Below are 18,919 nucleotides of genomic sequence, written 5' to 3'. Positions count from 1 at the left end.
AGCCTCTCTTCAAAACGTCCAGTGTGTTATTAAAATACTGACGCTAAGTCAAACGATTTACGGTGACTATGGCGGTGGGGATCACCTCTTACCATTCCGAACAGAGCAGTTAAGCCCACTTGCGCCGATGGTACTTCTTTCGAGGGAGAGTAGGTAGTCGCCGACCTTTAAAAAGCCCGTCCAATTCTTGGTCGGGCTTTTTTGTTTTATACCCCTACAACTACCTTTCAATCTCCAACTCAGAGCGAAGCGATCACCGCAGGTAATCTCCAATCTCCAATCTTCAAATCTGAACCAAACGTATTCCGAACCTAATCCTAATTCTAATCCTGAATGTTGAACGTTGAATGTTGAATGTTGGATGTTGAAGATTCAAAAAGGGCTGGCATAAATGTTGAAGCGGGCCTGGTATGAAAGCCCAAATACCCAATCCTTGTCCAGCCAAATGGGAAGACATGAAAATTGGACAGTTGTCCCGCCATTGTTTTCAATGCCAGAAGGATGTTGTTGATTTTACCCAATTTACTCGCGAAGAGATCCTGAATTACCTCCTTGAAAACAGACGTAAATCGGTATGTGGACGAGCATACCCAGAACAATTGGATTTTAGCCATACACAGCCTTATTTGGTGTTTACGGCTATCAGGAAGAGGCATTTTAGGTCTCAAATACCCATTTTCCTTCTGGCAGCTGGAGTGCTTAGCATAACTTCTTGTGAAGCTCCGGAGAATAGAACCATTGAAGATCGGATTGTTGAGGCGCCTATTGATTGGGAAAAGGCCATTGAAAAGAGAGAATCATCGGTCGATAGTTTGGATTCGAGTCGAGCTATATCATGTACTAAGTCGAATCCGGTCGACCTGGAATCTTTATCTATTGATCATATTGAAGATGTTATCACAACGGGTATTATGATTGCTCCAGAACCACCGAATGATTGGTTAACTGATGAATTAGGGGATGTAGATTTAAGTGAAGAATTTCATCCCCATCATTACGCTGAAGTCATGCCGGAATTCAAATTTGGTAATGGAGGCTTGAATGATTACCTCAAACAAAACCTCAAATACCCGGATCAAGATCGAAAGATGAATGTGGAAGGGATGGTTTGGGTCAGTTTCATCGTCGATCGGAACGGTTCTGTAAATGATATTGAGATTGAGGGAATGAAAGACGGGTCAAAAAGAATGGAGGCAGAGGTTCTCCGATTGTTTTATGATATGCCATCTTGGATTCCAGGTGAAAATGGTGGGGATAAAGTGGACGTTCGAATGGTGATTCCAATTAAATTTAAACTTGATCCGGGAGCTTAGCTCCACGGTAAGCCCAGTTTACGTTTATGAATTCAAAACTCTCTTTTAGAATGGCCACAAGTGCCGATATTGATTTACTGCGGCATTGGGATAATCAACCCCATGTCATTGCCAGTGACCCCAATGATGATTGGGATTGGGCTAAGGAGCTTAAACAGGTGTATATCTGGAGAGAACAATGGATTGCTGAATGGGATGGTCAACCTCTTGGATTCTTACAAATAATTGACCCTAAACGCGAAGAAACGCACTACTGGGGTGACGTGGAGGATAATCTTAAAGCCCTGGACATTTGGATAGGGGAGGCTAATAACCTCGGAAAAGGATATGGAACATGGATGATGCTATGGGCTATCCAAAGATGCTTTGAAGAGGAAGGTGCCAAAGCCATTCTACTGGATCCCTTGGAATCTAATAAGAAGGCGCATAAATTCTATGAACGATTGGGTTTTGTGCATATCGAGAATCGAGTATTTGATCAGGATTATTGTCGTGTCTATCGTTTAAATAATCCAAGTCTGTGAGTTCATCTATTACCAATTAATAAAACCAAATCCTTATTCCCTCAAATCGGCATGGAGCAAAAGTCGATTTGAGATATCTTTATTCCACTAAATTTAGAAGACTTGATTTTTCGTTCGGTTTTAGCTGCTGTCCTTGTCGTTATTCTGCAAGGAGTTGCAGTGTCTCAGGAAATTATTTGGTCCAAAGAGGCTCATCCTGATGGGCTTCAGACAAATGGTGTTCAGTTCGATTCAGATGGCGATCGGGTATTGACTGTAACCAATTGCCATCCTGCTAAAATTCGGCTGTTCTCGGCTCAAGATGGTAATTTGATTTGGGATTACGAAGTGAGCACCAACCTGCTTTGCATCATGGGAGGTGGAATTGCCTCTAATGGAAAGAATATAGCGGTTATCGAAGAATTTGGAAACCTTATCCTTTTTGATCTTACCACCAATCCACCAGATTCCATTAACGCCTTTCATGTGGGAACTCCTTACGCCTTTTGTATGGATTTTTCTCCTTCAGGCTCTCATGTCGCTGTGGGAGGTTCAAAAGGCAAAATGATCATTTGTTCCGTTGATTCGGCAAAGGTTCTGCACTCCGTAAAAGGGCATTTGGATTGGGTTACAGCGGTGCGGTATGACCCCAATGGTCAATTTATCGTGAGTGGAGGTAATGATGGAATGGTTAAGGTATGGGATACCCTTGGGGCTCCCTTGGCTCAATTGCCCGGACACGTTGATGAAGTGACTGATCTGGCCATTTCTAAGGATGGAAAAACGCTGATTTCGTCTTCTCGGGATAAGACCATTAAGGTTTGGGATGTGCCCAATAAAAAGCTTTTAAAAAGCATTGATAACATTGGAGCGGCCACCAATGGCGTATCCTTTTCTCCGGATCAAAAGCATTTGGCAGTCGTATCAGCAGATTCTCTCCTGCAGATTTATTCCACCAACTCCTGGGAATTGGAGGCTACCACAAAAGATGAGATCAATGGATTTGGTTTATGTGTTCATTGGGCACCCGTAGGAAAAAGAATTGCGGTGGGGACGAATATCGGAATGGTAGCCGCTTATTCAATGGAGACGCTTGGTAGTGGAAGCTTCTTTTTGGAGCAAACATCGTTCAACGTCTATCCCAATCCCTTAGTCGATAAGCTTTATATAGAATCTTTCATAGAAGGAATGGAATACATCATTACTAACTTGCAAGGGGTGGAGATTTCCAAAGGTTATCTGGATTCAAGTAAAAATGAATTGGACTTCCCTTCCGACCAACCGGGTTACTACTTGTTGAAAATACTTGACCCAAGCACCAATCGGGTGCAGGTATATCCTATTGTTAAGTCTAAATAGGGCTTAGAAGTACTGGTATTTGTACTTGATGATTTTGATCTCTCCCGATTCTTCGTTTTTGATCAATTGTGCCTTGAGAAGCAGCGTTTGAACGAAGTATAGGAATTGACGGGTTTCAATTAGCTTACCATTCTTATGCACCTTGGATTCTGTCAAATTACTCAACTCATCATAGGTATAAGTATAGGTGAGGGTAAGATTCCCCATAATATTCGAGTGGTCGATGATTTTGGTCAACCGCCCTTCTACGTCGTAGGAATAGGTAATTGTGTTTTTCTTGTTCGTTAGGTAGTAGCGCGTATTTTCTGCAGAACAATGACCCAAAGAATTAAAACGGAAAAGGGTTTCCTTATACGGTTTGCCCTCAGCATTCAGATAAACCCTTTTTCGGATGCTATCGCTAACCGTTTCGTTTTCGTAAGATTCCTCTTTGATGATACTCTCTTTGCCCTTTTCTAAGTGAAAGGAGAAGGGACTTTTGTTTTCTCCTCTTAACCAGGTTTGACCAGAACGGTTTCCCTCGGCATCATATTGATATCGAATGGCATCATAGCCGCTCAACATTACGGAAGTTTTGGAGACCAGATGGTCCAGGTCGTTGTATTTGAAATAATCTTGGGTTGTATCAATTTGACCACCGCGCAATCGAAAGGATTTGATGTGTTCCAGCAACTGTCCTTTTTCATTGAACAAGTATTGATCGATGGTTCCCATATGGGTAATGGGGCGCATTTCTTTTTTGACGGAAATCTCGCCGGTAATCGATTGGATACCATTATCGCGAAGGAACTTACCGTTAAAGATGCAGTCTCCTTGGTAAAGTTTCCCTTGGTTGTTATCCAAAATTTGAGCTTGCCCTATACCATAGGCAAGGAGTGCTGTGCAAAAAGCCAGGACGTATTTCATTTCTGACTAAAAGTTGATCTGTTTTAATGCTTCTCCTGCCTCAGTAACCGGAAGTTGACAGGCTTTATTTACACAAACGTAGATATAGGTTTCCCCCTCTACATATTTATTCTCCAGGAGCGGAAGATGGCTGTCTTTTTTCGAGCCAATGAACATTTTATTCGGAATATATTTCTGGTTCAATTCAAGCGATTTTTCCCGGGCGTCAGATCCAGAAATGGCGATTTCATAAAAAGGAAATGTCTGTTGAAGGTAGAGTATTCCCCAGTTCGAGTATCCTGAACCGTAACCCGTCATATGTGGAGCAACATTATTGAGCATGGTTTCCGCCATATTCGAGTAGGCTTTGTTGTCAAAATAATGTCCCAACAAAAACAAGTTTCGGGCCATGGAGGAGTTGGAGGCAGGAATCACGTTATCTGAATTCTCCATTTTACGAGCAATCAAATCGGGGTCTAGGTCAGAAGTGAAATAAAACATGCCTCTCTGACTATCATAAAAATGTTCGATGGCATAATCGGCCAGATCTTTTGAACGCTCCAGCCATTTTTCATCAAAGGTAGCTTCGTAGAGTTTGATGTAGGCTTGAATGGTGAAACAGTAATCTTCGAGGTAACCATTGATGGTAGAACGCCCTTCTTTGAAACTGTGGTTTAGCCCTCCGTCACTTTTTCTTTGGGTGTTCCAGATAAACTCTGCGTTTTTTAGAGCAGGCTTTAGGAAAGTAGCCTCATCGCCAAAAGCCAGGTGGGCATCTACCAATCCAGAAATGGTCAAAGCATTCCAGGAAGTGAGCGTTTTGTCATCCAAACCTGGACGAATTCGGGTGTCTCTTCTTTCCATCAATTTAGAATTGATGGCTTCGATTCGAGTCTTTAACTCGTCCTCTGAAATTTCCCATTTTCTGAGAATAGCTCGTTCCGATTTTTCATCCCGAACCAAGATGTTGGTTCCATGTTCCCAACGTCCTTTTTTACCGACCTGATAAAACTCTTTGGCCAGTTCAAAATCTTCACCAAGAACCTCTTTCAGTTCCAATTCGGTCCAGATATAAAACTTCCCTTCTTCTCCTTCACTATCTGCATCCAAGGCCGAATAGAAAGCGCCGTTTTTAGCCGTCATTTCACGGTCGATGTACTCGGCCGTTTGGTAAGCAATGTCTTTATATAATGGTTTCTTGAAACGCTGATAACCTTCCGAATACAAGGAAAGTAACTGACCATTATCGTAAAGCATTTTTTCAAAGTGGGGAACCTTCCAGTCTACGTCTGTTGAGTAGCGGGCAAATCCGCCTCCAATTTGATCGTAGATACCACCATAGGCCATTTTATCCAAGGTAAGCTCAACATGGTCCAACACCTCCTTGTCAAGGAAAAGTGTTCCATATTGAAGCAGGTAGGAATAGTTGTTCGGAATCGGGAACTTAGGTGCCCGATTGGGGCCTCCTTCTTTGGGATCGAAACGGTGCTTCCATTTCGATGTCATGGCAATTACTGTATCTTTTTGGAAGTCTACCGGCATCGGGTTGATGTCCAGTAGATCAGAGTGCTTGACCCCTTGAGTTAAGCGATCCGCATATTCCATTACTTTTTCGCGGTCTTCGGTGTAGGCTTTGTGAATTTGACCCATGGTCTGCATCCATTGTGTGGGGTTGAAATAGGTTCCCCCAAAAACAGGACGTCCATCAGGCAGGGCAAAACAATTGAGAGGCCATCCTCCGCTTCCAGTCATCAGCTGAACTGCGCTCATGTATACCTGATCGATATCGGGTCGTTCTTCGCGATCGATTTTGATGCAGACGAAGTGTTCGTTCATGTATCGAGCTACCGCCGTATCTTCAAAAGACTCTCGCTCCATCACATGGCACCAATGGCAAGCTGAATAGCCAATACTTACCAAAAGAAGCTTATTTTCCTGTTGGGCCTTGTTGAGAGCTTCCTCGCCCCAAGGGTACCAATCTACCGGGTTATGAGCATGTTGTAGTAAGTAGGGGCTGGTTTCATTAATGAGTCGGTTAGTATGGAGGTGGTTGCTTTCCGAATCTTCCATGGTTCCCTCTTTGGATGTGAGCATACAGCTTTGTGTACCGCCAATAATTAAACAAAACAGTAAGAAAGTCCTCATGCTCGAATTTAAGCAAATATAGTCCGCTGAATTGGGATGAATTGAATATTCAACGACGGAACTATTGGGAATTGTTAAAAGCCCAATTTTTGAATTACATCGTTAGATTTCGATCGAAGGAAACGTCGATGGATCGGGTGATTCCTTTGGCTTTGGCTTGTATTTTTCCCTCTACCTTAAGGCGGAGAGAACCCATCAAAGTGCCCTGAGCCAGCGTGCCAATGTCGATGTTGCCATCTGCTGGTATTTCAGACACCATGTAGAATTCGTATTCATCTACTTTTTTGGGTTTCAATTGAATCTTGTCTCGAAGATTAGCCACGCCCAGGTATTTCCCATTTAGATACACCTTAAGGTCCTTGGTATTGAGTGAGATTTTGTACTCATTCGGATTATCCACCGTGGCTTTTACTCGAATAACCACTCCTTCCGGCGTAATGCGTTCCAGATCCGTTTCATTTACAGAAACCAGGCGGACCTCTTCATAGTCGATACAAGAAGTCATCAAGGTAGCAAGGAGAACAAAGGGCATAATGTACTTAAGCATGCGAAAGGGGGATTTCAACTCGAAACGTGGTTCCGATATTTTTATTTTTTTGATGGGAAATACTTCCATGGTGCAATTCTACCAGATTTTTTACAATGTACAATCCCAATCCCGTGCCAATTGTGTGGCGGGTTTCTTCATTTTGTTCACGGTAGAATTGTTGGTAAATGCGTTCTGCGTTATCCTCTGAAATTCCGGGACCTTCATCAGATATTTCCAGAACAGCCAGATCGCCGTTGGAAGAAAGAGATAGGGTCACCAATCCGTTGTCGCGGTTGTATTTGAAGGCATTTTCAAGAAGATTTTCAACTACCGTTCTAAAGGCCACCTGATCTACGCGTATCAAAATACCGGGTGTGATCCGACTTTTCATGCGGTTTTCTCCAAAGCGGGTGGTAAACTCATTGACTGCCCGTTGAGCCAGCTCGGATGCGTTTTCGTTTAGGAGTTGAAGTTGAATTTTTCCTTCTTCCAACCGGGCAGAGGTAAGGATGTTGTTGACCAGTTCTTTGAGTCGCTCCGTTTCCTGGAGAGCATTCTCCGAGATCCGATCTCTTTTCGACTTTTCCAGATCTCGTTTGATCAAGGTTTCCAGGGAAAGCTTAATTGATGAAAGAGGAGAGTTAAGCTCATGAGTGACAGAGAGCAGGAAGTTTTTCTGACGCTTGGCCAATTCCATTTCCCGCTTGAGCGAGGACCGAACTTTGTAGAAACCAAAAACCAACATGATTAGAAAAACAGCTCCTTCGCCAATGATCATTAGGGTGCGCCGAATCATTTCACCCGGATCATTTGTAGATAGGGTGATAATGGTCTGACCCTGATCAATTAACAACCAGGCCCACCAGAAAAATTGGATCAGGATGTAAATTCCTAATACATAGAGCCAAAACGTTGGATTTCGTCTCTTATTCACGGTTCAAAATTAGCGTTATTTTCAGGCCAAAGCCCTTTGTGAATAACAATTTTACCCTTAACTTTTGGGAAAGTTTGTGGTAATCTCTATACCTCATAATTGATTCCTAAAAATAGCTAATGGCAATACGTAAAAGCACCTCCAAACAACGCAAGATCTTTGTGTTGGACACTTCCGTTATTCTCTACGACCACAGTGCAGTAAGATCCTTTCAGGATAATGATGTGGCCATTCCCATTACGGTTCTGGAAGAACTGGACAATTTTAAGAAGGGTAACGACATTAAAAACTACGAAGCTCGAGAGTTTATTCGCTTTGTAGATGGTTTAGCCGGAAAATCCATTCTTAAAGATTGGATCAAAGTAGGAGGAGCTCGTGGCGGAAGGTTTAAGGTGGTGATGCAGAACGGTGGTCCTAAGACTATGGATGCCAACAAGATTTTTGCCGAGAAAAAGGCGGATCACCATATTTTGAATGCCGCCATTACGCTGCAAGAGACCGAGAAGGATTCCAAAGTTATCCTCGTAACCAAAGACATAAACCTACGGCTCAAGGCCAAATCGGTTGGACTACCTGCGGAGGATTATGAAACCGGTAAGGTTGAGGATATCGATAAACTCTACACGGGAAAAACAACCAAGGAAGGGGTTAAAAAGGAATTGATCGATGAATTGTTTCGGAATGGAGAAGTTCACTACTCCAAATTGTACAAGCGGAGGCCTACCAATAATCACTATTACATTTTAAAGAGCGGGAAATCTTCCATTCTCGCCTTCTTTAATAGTGAGTCGGGTATGTTTGAGCGGGTAGAAAAACGGGGGATGTATGGAATCAAACCACGCAATGCTGAGCAAACCTTTGCCATTCATGCCATGACTCACCCGGGTATCAAGTTGGTAACCTTACAAGGTGTGGCCGGTACTGGGAAAACCTTGTTGGCGCTTTCTTCGGCCATCGAGCAGGCACGTTCTTTTAAACAGATTTTATTGGCCAGACCCATTGTTCCGTTGAGTAATAAGGATATTGGTTACCTGCCGGGAGATATTAAGTCGAAGTTGAATCCTTACATGGAGCCTCTGTGGGACAACCTCAAGTTTGTCAAAAACCAGTTTAAGGAAACCGATAAAAACTACAAGAAGATCGAAGATATGGTCAACAAGGAGAAACTCTTGGTTACTCCATTGGCTTACATTCGCGGCCGGAGTTTATCCGATGTGATCTTTATTGTGGATGAGTCGCAAAACCTGACTCCTCATGAAATTAAGACCATTATAACCCGGGCCGGTGAAAACACAAAAATTATCTTTACCGGTGACGTTCATCAGATTGATTCTCCCTACCTCGATTCTCAGTCAAACGGGCTGTCCTATTTGATCGATCGCTTGAAGGGAAGTGAGTTGTTTGCTCACATTACCTTGGAAAAAGGAGAGCGCTCGGAGCTGGCCAATTTGGCGAACGAATTGTTGTAAATTCAAATTTGAGTTATGGCTGAATACCTTAGAATTAATGCCGACGAGCCTCGATCAGAAGATGTGCTCAAAGTGGTGGATTGCCTGCGAAACGGCGGGGTGATCATTTATCCTACTGATACCGTGTATGGTCTGGGGTGTGATGTGACCAATGCCAAGGCCGTTGAGCGTGTTGCTCAAATCAAGGGAATTAAATTGAAGGATGCCAAGTTCGCCATTATCGTTTATGACCTGAGCCATTTATCTGATTTTGCCAAAGTGGATACACCCGTATTTAAGATGATGAAAAAGAACCTACCCGGTGCCTTTACTTTCATTTTGAATGCCACCAACAATGTGCCTAAGTTGTTCAAGAACAAAAAGAAGGACATTGGTTTGCGGATACCCGATCATGCCGTGCCTCGGGAAATTGTTCGTGAACTGGGAAATCCCATTGTAACCACCTCCGTTGTAGATGATGATGAGATTCTGGAATACACTACAGATCCTGATTTGATCTATGAGGGTTTTAAGGATAAAGTGGACCTGGTGATCGATGGAGGGTATGGAAATAACATTCCTTCTACTATTGTGAATTGCACCACTGGTGAGCCTGAGATCCTTCGTCAAGGATTGGGTGAGTTGGAGTAATTCTGACTTTGTAGCTGCAAAATATTTATAATCAGTAATTTGCATTTCTGTCGGGAAGTGTTAATTTTAGATGAAATTATCACTTGACTTGACTATGGAAGAACTTGGAATTAGTGCAGGGATGTACATTTTTATTGTCATTTCTGCCATCATTATTAGTGCCTTTTACATTTTCTGCTATTGGCGGATTTTTGAAAAGGCGGGAAAACCCGGATGGGCTTGTTTGATACCTATTTACCGCGAAATTGTTTTGCTGGAAATTGTTCGGAAACCCTGGTGGTGGCTTTTTCTAATGATGTTTCCCATTCCCATTTGGTCGATCTGGGTCATTAATCTTCTTTCTAAATCTTTTGGCAAAGGAGTAGGCTTTACCCTTGGACTTTTGTTTTTTGGGTACATCTTTTTACCCATTTTGGCCTTCGGAGATGCCCAGTACCAATACGGAACCAATGACTTAAACGACGACAGCCTGGATGCTGGAGTCGTCTAATCGCTCACCCAACAAACATGTCCCCCAACCTTGCCATTGGGTAACGGTTCGGGGATTTTTTTCAACCCACTGTTAATACTTTTTTCCCGCCCACCCACCCACCCTGATCTCAATCCCTACATTTGATCAAAATCCACTCGGTTGGCTCTTCATTACATTTTTGTTGGTTTTTTCCTGATTGCCTTTTTGGTGGCAATCCTCCGATTGATCGGCTATTTCTTCCGTGATTTCTTAACCCAGTTTGGCCTTCACTTTGGTCCCGACGATCTCAATGTGTTTTATGCCATCGTCCAGTCTACCTTCGATATGGCAGAGACATCGATTAGCATTGTGGTCTATTTGATCGGAATTATGACGCTTTGGCTGGGCATCATGAAAGTGGGAGAAGCCGGCGGTGCGGTGAACGTTCTTTCTCGACTGGTCGCTCCATTTTTCAGAAAACTCTTTCCTGAATTACCGAAGGATCATCCCGCCATGGGAAGTATGATGATGAACTTTTCGGCCAACATGCTTGGATTAGACAATGCGGCAACTCCCTTGGGATTAAAAGCCATGAAAGAGCTTCAGGAGGTCAACGATAAAAAGGACACGGCTTCCAATGCACACATCATGTTTTTGGTTCTCAACACTTCAGGGTTGACTTTGATACCAGTTTCAGTCATGGCGTTGCGGGCCTCCTCAGGAGCAGTGAATCCTACCGATATATTTCTGCCCATTTTATTGGCGACCTATTTTGCGTCCCTGGCCGGATTGATTTCAGTGTCTGTTATGCAGCGGATCAACCTTCTCCAACCCGTCATTTTAGCTTACTTGGGAAGCATTACCTTGGGTGTAGTGGGCTTAATTGCCTGGCTTTCTGGACCTGGTCAGCCCTACATGGAGCTCGTTGGGAAAGTGGTAGGAAACCTCATCCTCTTCGGAGTGATTTGTGGTTTTTTCTGGATGGGGGTAAGGAAAAAGATTGATGTCTACGCCACCTTTATAGAAGGAGCCAAAGAAGGGTTTAATGTCGCCATCAAAATCATTCCCTATCTCGTGGCCATGTTGGTAGCTATTGGTGTTTTTCGAGCTTCTGGAGCCTTGGATATTTTGGTGGAAGGTATCCGTATGCTTTTTACTCCATTTGATATTGATACCCGATTTGTAGATGCACTTCCTACGGCCTTTATGAAACCCCTGAGCGGAAGCGGGGCCCGTGGAGCGATGTTGGAGACTTTCGCTAACCCTCAATTCGGAGTGGATTCATTTGTTGGGAGGTTGGCCTCCGTTTTCCAGGGATCCACCGAAACCACCTTTTATACCCTGGCTGTTTATTATGGAGCCGTCAATATTACTCGAACCCGGTATACGGTCGCTTGTGGATTAATTGCGGATGCTGCCGGAATTTTAGCAGCTATTTTTATAAGCTACTTTTTCTTTGGTAACCTTTCACTCATCCAATAAGGATGTACAAGGTGAATCCCTACCTTTGGGGATTCGTGCTTGCAGAGCGCATCAGAACAGAGAAAGTTGCGAATAGAAGAATTGACAGATACCGGAATAATGTCGGATATCGTGAGGTCCTTGTTGTACTACGATATTTTTGACTACCCTTTGACCAGAGAGGAGCTCAAAGACAATTGTAAATTGGAACCAGCCCAGGTGGAAAGCCAGTTTGAAGCTACCCTGGATAGGTTGGTTGAGCAAGGTTTGATTTATCCTTTAGGGGAGTTTTTCTCAGTCCACAACAATCCTGCATTAGCAGAGCGGCGGCGCCAGGGAAATGATCGAGCCAGAGAGTACATGAAGATTGCTTCGGAACGCTCGCAGTTTATCATGAATTTCCCTTTTGTAAAGGCTGTTTATCTATCCGGATCCATTTCTAAAAACTTTATGCCCGAAGATGGGGATATCGATTATTTCGTGATCACCGAACCGAAGCGACTTTGGATTGCTCGCACCCTGTTGATCATGTACAAGAAGATCTTTCTTTTGAATTCCCGTAAGTTCTTTTGCCTCAATTATTTTATTGACACAAGGAACCTGCAGATTGAAGAAAAAAACCTGTTCACTGCTACTGAGTTATTGACCTTGGTGCCCATGTGTGATTCGGGTTGTTACCCTGAATTTATGGAGGCCAACCAATGGGCTCGTGAACTTTATCCCAATTTTCCCCTTCGTCAGGTTGAGCACAATGTTGGGAGCCAAAAGCCCTGGTGGTCTGCTGGAATGAAGTGGGTATTAAGTGGATTTTTAGGAGAGTGGATGGATGGTTTCTTCATGCGTTTGACCATGAACAGATGGAAGCAGAAATTCGGCCATTTTAATAGTGGCGATTTTGACGTAGCGATGAAAAGTAGATCCTATGTGTCTAAACACCATCCGCGTAATTTCCAAAAGAGAGTGATGGATGCCTTTGCAGAAAAGGTGGTTGAATTCGAAAAAATAAATCAAGTTTCGTTGAAGGAGTCATGAGTCGGATTCTATTTTCTCATTCGTATTACTACCAGCTGGACCCGAAGCAATGGAAAAAGCAACAACCTTACCCGCCGTTGGGAACCCTTTTTGCGGCATCTTATATGCGTGAATTGGGTCACGAGGTAGACCTGTTTGATACCAATCTGGTAGAAGGCCCTGGCGAAATTGTGGGGCAAATAGATTCCTTCAAACCAGACTACCTGGCGCTGTATGACGATGGGTTTAATTACCTAACGAAAATGTGCTTGACCAACATGCGGGAAGCTGCATTTGAAATGATCAAAACAGGCCGGGATAAAGGCTGTACTGTAATAGTTTCCAGTTCAGATTCCACCGATCATTACGAAAAGTATTTGGAGGCTGGCGCTCATTATGTATTGTTAGGAGAGGCCGAACTTACGCTCAAGGAATTGGTCGAATACCTGGATGAGGGTAAGCCTGTGAATCAGGTTTTGGGATTGGCCTATAGAGATGATCATGAGATTCGAACCACGAGACGTCGACCTGTTCTAAAAGACCTGGATGACCTGCCGCAACCCGCTTGGGATCTTATCGATATTCAACCCTACAAAGACATTTGGAAAGCCGGTAACGGTTACTTCTCCTTAAACCTGGCGACCACACGGGGCTGCCCATTTAAATGTAACTGGTGTGCAAAGCCCATTTATGGCAACCGCTACCATTCTCGCTCTCCGGAGCGAGTAGTGGAAGAAATTGCTTGGGTAACCGAACATTTTCAACCCGATCATTATTGGATGAGCGACGATATTTTCGGTCTCAAGCCAGGTTGGGTTCAGGAGTTTAATCGACTACTCAAGGAAAAAGGATTAAGCATTCAATACACCATTCAATCGCGGGTAGATCTGTTACTAAAAGAAGATACTATCGATGCATTGGCCGAATCCGGATTGCATGAGGTTTGGGTAGGGGCCGAGTCGGGTTCTCAAAAAATTCTGGATGCCATGGACAAAGGGACTCAGGTGGAACAAATTGGTGAAGCGACCAAGCTGTTGCATGAAAAGGGAGTGCGCGTTGCTTTCTTTTTGCAGTTTGGATATCCGGGAGAAACCCGCCAAGATATTCGAATGACCATTGACATGGTGAAGGAATTGGTACCCGATAATATTGGAGTTTCTGTTTCCTACCCTTTACCGGGAACACCTTTTTACGACCGCGTCAAAGAGGAGCTGAGCCAAAAGGCCAATTGGACCGATTCTGATGATTTGGATCTGATGTTTTCCAATACCTACCCCAAGGAGTTTTACCGAAAACTGCAGCGCTACGTTCACAAGGTACTTCGTCGCGAACAAGGTTTGAATCAACTCAAAGGAATCGCTCAATCGGGTAAGAAGCCAAAGTTCGCAATACGTCCGATCATGGCTTTGCCTTATTACATCCCGGCTGCCGCTTGGGACAAACATCAGCTTAATCAGTATTAGCATCGGGCATGGCCTCATTTGATCAAGCCGCATACGATTACGATCGGGAATTTACGCATACCGCAGTTGGTAGAATGCAGCGTGATCGGGTCTGGCATTTTCTGCAATCCAGTTTGGATGGTCAACCCATGAAGATTCTCGAACTCAATTGTGGTACCGGAGAGGATGCTTGTTACCTGGCATCTTTAGGTCATGAGGTATGGGCTACCGATGCGTCCGAATCCATGCTTGAATTGGCGAAAAAGAAGGCCGAAAATCAAGGTGTGGAAAAGAACCTTCATTTTCAGACCTGGGATTTGACCCAAATGAATGCTCTAAACGAAAAGGATTTTGACCTGGTCTTTTCCAATTTTGCCGGACTCAACTGTTTGGATGAGAATCGGATGATTTCATTGGGAGAGGAGCTTTCTCATATCGTTAAGCCAACAGGTAAAGTATTGGCCGTATATCTATCCACTCATTGTTTGTGGGAACAGTATTACCTCAGGTTTAAGGGCCGGGGAAAAGAAGCAAAACGAAGAGCTACAGGCGAAGCCGTAGAAGTTCCTGTTTCCGGAAAGTTTGTGACCACCTGGTATTACAATCCGAACCAATTGGAGCAACAGTGGTCTTCTCACTGGCAGGTAAATAGAATCAAACCAATCGGGTTATTTTTGCCACCATCTTACTTGAATCCCTTTTTCGAAAAAAGAAAGGGAATTCTTAATGGTTTAAACGCACTGGAAAAAAGCTTGGGAACGCTCGATAACTGGTCAAACTACGCCGATCATTTTTTAATGGAATGGGAGGTGAAGCGATGAAGGTATGGCTTACACATGGATACTTTATTGGTAATGATCCGTTGGAGCAAAAAATCATGAAGCCCTACCCACCATTGGGAATCCTGTATATCTCCGCCTATCTACACCAACAAAAAATTGACAACAAACTATTTGATTCCACCTTCTCCGATCGTGAATCCTGGTGGGCCGATTGGACGGCATACCAACCCGATGTAATGGCCATTTACACCAACCTGATGACCAAAGTTCAGGTGCTGGCTTTGGTTCAGGAGATCAAAAAACTACCTGAGGGTAAAAGACCTAAAATCGTTTTAGGCGGCCCTGATATCACTTACAATGTAGACAACTACCTCGCTGCCGGTGCCGATTTTCTGGTTATTGGTGAAGGCGAGCAAAGTGTAACCGAGTTGGTTCAAGGCCTGGAATCCGGAGCTGATTTATCCACTATTCCGGGTTTGGCTTTTAAGCAGAATGGGGAGACCGTTCAAACCCCTGCTCGGGTCAAAATCAAAAACCTCAATGAATTGCCCATGCCCAATAGGGAGGGTATTGACCTGGATCGTTACCTCAAGGCCTGGAAGGGCAGACATGGTTACAGTGCGATTAACGTAAGTACCCAACGTGGATGTCCTTATACCTGCAAATGGTGTAGCACCGCAGTTTATGGCCAGAGCTATCGTCGACGAGATCCGGTGCAGGTGGCCGATGAGATTGAGTTTCTCTTAGAGCGCTATCAACCCGATTCGATTTGGTTTGTAGACGATGTTTTTACTGTAAGTCACAAGTGGTTGGAGGCTTTCTACCAGGAAGTCAAAAAGAGAAAGTTGGTTTTTCAGTACGAGTGTATTACCCGTGCCGAGCGGATGTCAGAAGATGTGTTACATTGGCTCAAAGAGAGTGGATGTTTCCGCGTATGGATTGGAGCGGAAAGCGGATCTCAGAAAGTGATCGATGCGATGGATCGTCGGGTAAACGTATCCACCGTTCAAGATATGCTGGTGAAAACCCGTCAGAAGGGAATGGAAACCGGAACCTTCATCATGCTCGGCTATCCCGGGGAGGAGGAAGAAGACATTGTTCAAACCGTGAAATACTTGAAAGCGGCGAATCCCAGCCAGTTTACCATCACCAAAAGTTACCCTATTAAAGGGACCGCACTCTATAACGAGATTGAGAGTAAGCTGACCAAGGTTCCGGAATGGACCACCAGTACCGACCGGGAATTGGACTTTGAACGACCTTATTCAGATAAATACTACCATTTTGCCGTAAGGTGGGTGGTCAATGAAGTGAGCTCCCATCAGGAATGGGTAAAAAATGGGCCCAGCGTCGCCTTCTGGAAATTGAAAGGAAAATCCTTGTTTGCCAGAACCGGTATGAGGTTGCATAAAAAGGGCGATCGACCATGAGCATGTCCACCCGCAATACCTTGTTAATTGATGGGCTCCTGTCTTTGCCATTTAAAATTCTAAGGGGTTTAATGCATCTGTCGGGTGGACGAAAAATTCGCAATGAGGGCCCCGTGATCTTTATCAAGCTTTATGGGATGGGGAGTTTGATCCGTTTACAACAAGTGGTGGATCAATATGATTTGAAACAAGAAGAGTTCTATTTGGTTACCCTTCCCGGATTAAAGCCGGCTGCAGATTGGCTCGGATGGAATACCATCGATTTTTCGGCAAGCCATGCCTGGCAATTGCCCGGCGCTTTTTTGAAAGCCGTAAGTCAAATAAAGAGCCTGAAACCACGAGCGATCGTGGATCTGGAAAGGGCATCCAATGGAGTTGGTCTGCTTAGACTTTTTAGTCGAAATGGAGCTCGGGAGATTTCTTTTCGGGTAGACGCCCGTGAGACATCAAACTCTTCAAGTCGGGAGATTTCACTCTATCAGAAGCCGGTAACCCTGGCACTGAGGGAGGCATTGGAAGATTTAGGTTTTGTTGCTGGTGAATTGACGTATGAAGTTGAGGTGGAGTCTCAACCCAATTTGTTGGTGAATTTGAACGCCAGTGATTATCTCCCCGAACGAAAATATCCGGAAAATCAATATCTGGAATTGGTCCGGCTTTGGTCGAAAAAGTACCCGGATTCTCGTATCCTTTTTACAGGAAGCCATGGGGAAAAGGAATTTGTACAAAGTGTGGTAGATCAATTGAAAGGCTCAAAGGTTGAAAACAAAGCAGGCAGTTGGACCCTCAATCAATTTGCGCAAGAATTGGCCGCAGGTTCCTTACTTATTACCAATGACTCTGGCCCAATGCACTTGGCTCATTACCTGGGAACGCCTACTGTTGTGCTATGGGGACCCACACATCCAGAATACGTAGGTTACCCGGATTCGGATCGATTGAAAAATATTTGGATGGAAAAATCGTGTTCGCCTTGTTTTGAACACCCCCGGTCTCGCATTGCTGAATCTTGCCAGGGGCGGGTAGATTGCTTGAAGGAGATAAGCCCTGAGTTAATAATGCTGGAAGCAGAAAAACTATGGAAGCCTGGTGTGAGTCGAAGGGTTCGTTTACCTCAATTCCATGAAGTTCAAAAGGAGGTGTCGGCATGAAAAAAGTTTTGCTGCTCAACCCTCCCGGGGAAAAGATCTATATCCGGGATTACTATTGTTCCAAGGTCTCTAAGGCCTATTACCTTCCTCAGCCGGTTGATTTGATGATTCAATCTGCTCATTTCCCGAAGGATCAATACGAGGTAAGAGTGGTAGATGCTATCGCAGAGCGCCTGCCAGTGGAGTTGGCTTTAGGGATTTGTGATGAGTTTAGTCCAGATTTGATTATTTCCCTTTGTGGTTCAGTTTCTTTGGAAGAGGACCATTACTTTTTGAAGGCTCTCAAAGCCTGTTTGCCTAAGTCCCTTTTGGTTGCATCGGGTGACGCTTTTCTCGAAGATCACGAAGATCGCTTTAGAGAATACGAGTGGTTGGACGGAATTATTACCAATTTCTTTAATGACGGTGCTCGTCGACTTTTGGAGAAAAAGTGGGATGCTATTCGAGGTCTGGTTTACCGGAAGGACGGCTTGGTAGTACATACGCCAGAAGACAAAACGAAAATGGTGGAATTGCCGGTGCCAAGGCATGATCTTTTCCGCAATGCTCTCTATCGGATGCCCTTTGCCGATGCGCACCCCATGGCTACCGTTCTAACGAATTATGCCTGTCCTTTTCCTTGTACTTTTTGCATTATGTCCACCTTGCCATTCGTTTCAAGAACGGCTGAAAGCATCATTGCCGAACTCAAGGAGTTACAACGATTGGGAATTCGATACCTCTATTTTTCAGACCAAACTTTTTACCTCTCCAAGGCAGTTACCGATCCAGTTCTCGACTACTTGATTCAATCCGATTGGGATGTGCACTGGATGTGTTTTTCCAGAGTGGATGTGCTCGATCAGGAGAAGTTGGAGAAGATGAAGCAAGCGGGTTGTAACCTCATCATGTTTGGGGTGGAATGGGCTGAGGACAAATACCTCAAGCAATACCGAAAAAATTACACCATCCAGCAAATTGAAGAAACCTTTGCGCTCACCAAAAAGATTGGCATTAAACGATTGGGCACATTCCTCTTGGGAGTGCCCGGACAAGATGAGGCTTCCATAAGGAATACAGCTCGTTTTGCAAGAACCATCGACGCTGATTATGCTTCCTTCAATATTGCCGTTCCAAGGTCCAATACCTCTTTTCGTGATGAAGCTCTTGATGCTGGTTTGATTGAGCAAGACCTTAGAGTGATGGATCAATCCGGGAGCGAGATTGCGATGGGCACGGGAAAGGTGAGCAAGAAAAAATTGAAAGCGCTTCGAAGACAGGCCTACCTTGGTTTTTATTTTAGACCCTCCTATCTATGGAAAAGGGTATGGGCGCTTCGCAATAAAAGGGAGTTCCTGACTCACACTCGTGAGGCTTGGTTTATTATTCGTGGATTAATAACGGGACAGTAGTTTGCCAATTGCTGATCTGCACCTTATTTGGTA

General features: G+C 44.2%; 17 protein-coding genes and 1 rRNA gene. 14 read left to right on the top strand and 4 right to left on the bottom strand.

Annotation, left to right across the window (positions count from 1 at the left end; translation table 11 throughout):
* Positions 1 to 58 precede the first annotated feature (58 nt).
* The 4 genes from rrf to KFE98_04565 all read left to right on the top strand — a co-directional run bounded on the left by rrf (position 59) and on the right by KFE98_04565 (position 3,175).
* Positions 59 to 166, top strand: a 5S ribosomal RNA gene (rrf, locus tag KFE98_04580).
* 244 nt (positions 167 to 410) lie between these two features.
* Entirely contained in the window at positions 411 to 1,313 is a 903-nt protein-coding gene (locus tag KFE98_04575) for an energy transducer TonB (GenBank protein UTW63438.1), read from the top strand.
* 26 nt (positions 1,314 to 1,339) lie between these two features.
* Positions 1,340 to 1,837, top strand: a complete 498-nt coding sequence (locus tag KFE98_04570) for an acetyltransferase (GenBank protein ID UTW63437.1) — start codon at positions 1,340 to 1,342, stop codon at positions 1,835 to 1,837.
* A 102-nt stretch (positions 1,838 to 1,939) separates the two neighbouring features.
* Positions 1,940 to 3,175, top strand: a complete 1,236-nt coding sequence (locus KFE98_04565; GenBank protein UTW63436.1) for a hypothetical protein — start codon at positions 1,940 to 1,942, stop codon at positions 3,173 to 3,175.
* A 3-nt stretch (positions 3,176 to 3,178) separates the two neighbouring features.
* Here the strand turns inward: KFE98_04565 and KFE98_04560 are convergent, their stop codons facing one another.
* The 4 genes from KFE98_04560 to KFE98_04545 form a co-directional block, all read right to left on the bottom strand.
* Positions 3,179 to 4,081, bottom strand: a complete 903-nt coding sequence (locus tag KFE98_04560; protein UTW63435.1) for an RHS repeat protein — start codon at positions 4,079 to 4,081, stop codon at positions 3,179 to 3,181.
* 6 nt (positions 4,082 to 4,087) lie between these two features.
* Positions 4,088 to 6,130, bottom strand: coding sequence for a thioredoxin domain-containing protein (locus KFE98_04555; protein UTW64641.1), 2,043 nt, complete (start codon positions 6,128 to 6,130; stop codon positions 4,088 to 4,090).
* A gap of 169 nt (positions 6,131 to 6,299) precedes the next feature.
* Positions 6,300 to 6,752 (bottom strand): LEA type 2 family protein, encoded by a 453-nt coding sequence (locus KFE98_04550; GenBank protein UTW63434.1) that lies wholly within the window; start codon positions 6,750 to 6,752, stop codon positions 6,300 to 6,302.
* Positions 6,745 to 7,668, bottom strand: a complete 924-nt coding sequence (locus tag KFE98_04545; protein UTW63433.1) for a HAMP domain-containing histidine kinase — start codon at positions 7,666 to 7,668, stop codon at positions 6,745 to 6,747. The genes KFE98_04550 and KFE98_04545 overlap by 8 nt, the downstream gene beginning before the upstream one ends.
* A gap of 119 nt (positions 7,669 to 7,787) precedes the next feature.
* Between KFE98_04545 and KFE98_04540 the strand changes: the two genes are divergently transcribed.
* The 10 genes from KFE98_04540 to KFE98_04495 all read left to right on the top strand — a co-directional run bounded on the left by KFE98_04540 (position 7,788) and on the right by KFE98_04495 (position 18,886).
* Positions 7,788 to 9,137, top strand: a complete 1,350-nt coding sequence (locus KFE98_04540) for a PhoH family protein (GenBank protein UTW63432.1) — start codon at positions 7,788 to 7,790, stop codon at positions 9,135 to 9,137.
* Between the two features lie 15 nt (positions 9,138 to 9,152).
* Entirely contained in the window at positions 9,153 to 9,767 is a 615-nt protein-coding gene (locus KFE98_04535) for a threonylcarbamoyl-AMP synthase (GenBank protein ID UTW63431.1), read from the top strand.
* 94 nt (positions 9,768 to 9,861) lie between these two features.
* Positions 9,862 to 10,257, top strand: coding sequence for a hypothetical protein (locus KFE98_04530; GenBank protein UTW64640.1), 396 nt, complete (start codon positions 9,862 to 9,864; stop codon positions 10,255 to 10,257).
* A 141-nt stretch (positions 10,258 to 10,398) separates the two neighbouring features.
* Entirely contained in the window at positions 10,399 to 11,700 is a 1,302-nt protein-coding gene (locus tag KFE98_04525; GenBank protein UTW63430.1) for a hypothetical protein, read from the top strand.
* 66 nt (positions 11,701 to 11,766) lie between these two features.
* Positions 11,767 to 12,711, top strand: coding sequence for a nucleotidyltransferase domain-containing protein (locus KFE98_04520; protein UTW63429.1), 945 nt, complete (start codon positions 11,767 to 11,769; stop codon positions 12,709 to 12,711).
* Complete coding sequence (locus KFE98_04515; GenBank protein UTW63428.1) at positions 12,708 to 14,153, top strand: B12-binding domain-containing radical SAM protein; 1,446 nt, start codon at positions 12,708 to 12,710, stop codon at positions 14,151 to 14,153. Before KFE98_04520 ends, KFE98_04515 begins: the two co-directional genes overlap by 4 nt.
* Positions 14,154 to 14,161: 8 nt before the next feature.
* Entirely contained in the window at positions 14,162 to 14,953 is a 792-nt protein-coding gene (locus tag KFE98_04510) for a class I SAM-dependent methyltransferase (GenBank protein UTW63427.1), read from the top strand.
* The gene (locus KFE98_04505; GenBank protein UTW64639.1) at positions 14,950 to 16,344 is read left to right on the top strand and encodes a B12-binding domain-containing radical SAM protein; all 1,395 of its coding nucleotides are present in this window, start codon (positions 14,950 to 14,952) and stop codon (positions 16,342 to 16,344) included. The genes KFE98_04510 and KFE98_04505 overlap by 4 nt, the downstream gene beginning before the upstream one ends.
* Before the next feature lie 71 nt (positions 16,345 to 16,415).
* Entirely contained in the window at positions 16,416 to 17,495 is a 1,080-nt protein-coding gene (locus KFE98_04500; GenBank protein ID UTW63426.1) for a glycosyltransferase family 9 protein, read from the top strand.
* Positions 17,492 to 18,886 (top strand): radical SAM protein, encoded by a 1,395-nt coding sequence (locus KFE98_04495; GenBank protein UTW63425.1) that lies wholly within the window; start codon positions 17,492 to 17,494, stop codon positions 18,884 to 18,886. The genes KFE98_04500 and KFE98_04495 overlap by 4 nt, the downstream gene beginning before the upstream one ends.
* The last annotated feature ends 33 nt before the right edge of the window (positions 18,887 to 18,919 follow it).

The organism is bacterium SCSIO 12741, from assembly GCA_024398055.1.
In the GTDB taxonomy this organism is placed as follows: Bacteria; Bacteroidota; Bacteroidia; order Flavobacteriales_G; family Salibacteraceae; genus SCSIO-12741.
The sequence above is the reverse complement of the archived record's forward strand: the minus strand, read 5'-3'. Positions and strand labels throughout refer to the sequence as shown.

Excerpts from the sequence above, each read along its gene's own strand:
- KFE98_04575 (UTW63438.1), top strand. The coding sequence starts at position 411 with ATGAAAGCCCAAATACCCAATCCTTGTCCAGCCAAATGGGAAGACATG.
- KFE98_04570 (UTW63437.1), top strand. The coding sequence starts at position 1,340 with ATGAATTCAAAACTCTCTTTTAGAATGGCCACAAGTGCCGATATTGAT.
- KFE98_04560 (UTW63435.1), bottom strand. The coding sequence starts at position 4,081 with ATGAAATACGTCCTGGCTTTTTGCACAGCACTCCTTGCCTATGGTATA.
- KFE98_04555 (UTW64641.1), bottom strand. The coding sequence starts at position 6,130 with ATGGAAGATTCGGAAAGCAACCACCTCCATACTAACCGACTCATTAAT.
- KFE98_04550 (UTW63434.1), bottom strand. The coding sequence starts at position 6,752 with ATGCTTAAGTACATTATGCCCTTTGTTCTCCTTGCTACCTTGATGACT.
- KFE98_04540 (UTW63432.1), top strand. The coding sequence starts at position 7,788 with ATGGCAATACGTAAAAGCACCTCCAAACAACGCAAGATCTTTGTGTTG.
- KFE98_04535 (UTW63431.1), top strand. The coding sequence starts at position 9,153 with ATGGCTGAATACCTTAGAATTAATGCCGACGAGCCTCGATCAGAAGAT.
- KFE98_04530 (UTW64640.1), top strand. The coding sequence starts at position 9,862 with ATGGAAGAACTTGGAATTAGTGCAGGGATGTACATTTTTATTGTCATT.
- KFE98_04515 (UTW63428.1), top strand. The coding sequence starts at position 12,708 with ATGAGTCGGATTCTATTTTCTCATTCGTATTACTACCAGCTGGACCCG.
- KFE98_04510 (UTW63427.1), top strand. The coding sequence starts at position 14,162 with ATGGCCTCATTTGATCAAGCCGCATACGATTACGATCGGGAATTTACG.
- KFE98_04505 (UTW64639.1), top strand. The coding sequence starts at position 14,950 with ATGAAGGTATGGCTTACACATGGATACTTTATTGGTAATGATCCGTTG.
- KFE98_04500 (UTW63426.1), top strand. The coding sequence starts at position 16,416 with ATGCATCTGTCGGGTGGACGAAAAATTCGCAATGAGGGCCCCGTGATC.
- KFE98_04495 (UTW63425.1), top strand. The coding sequence starts at position 17,492 with ATGAAAAAAGTTTTGCTGCTCAACCCTCCCGGGGAAAAGATCTATATC.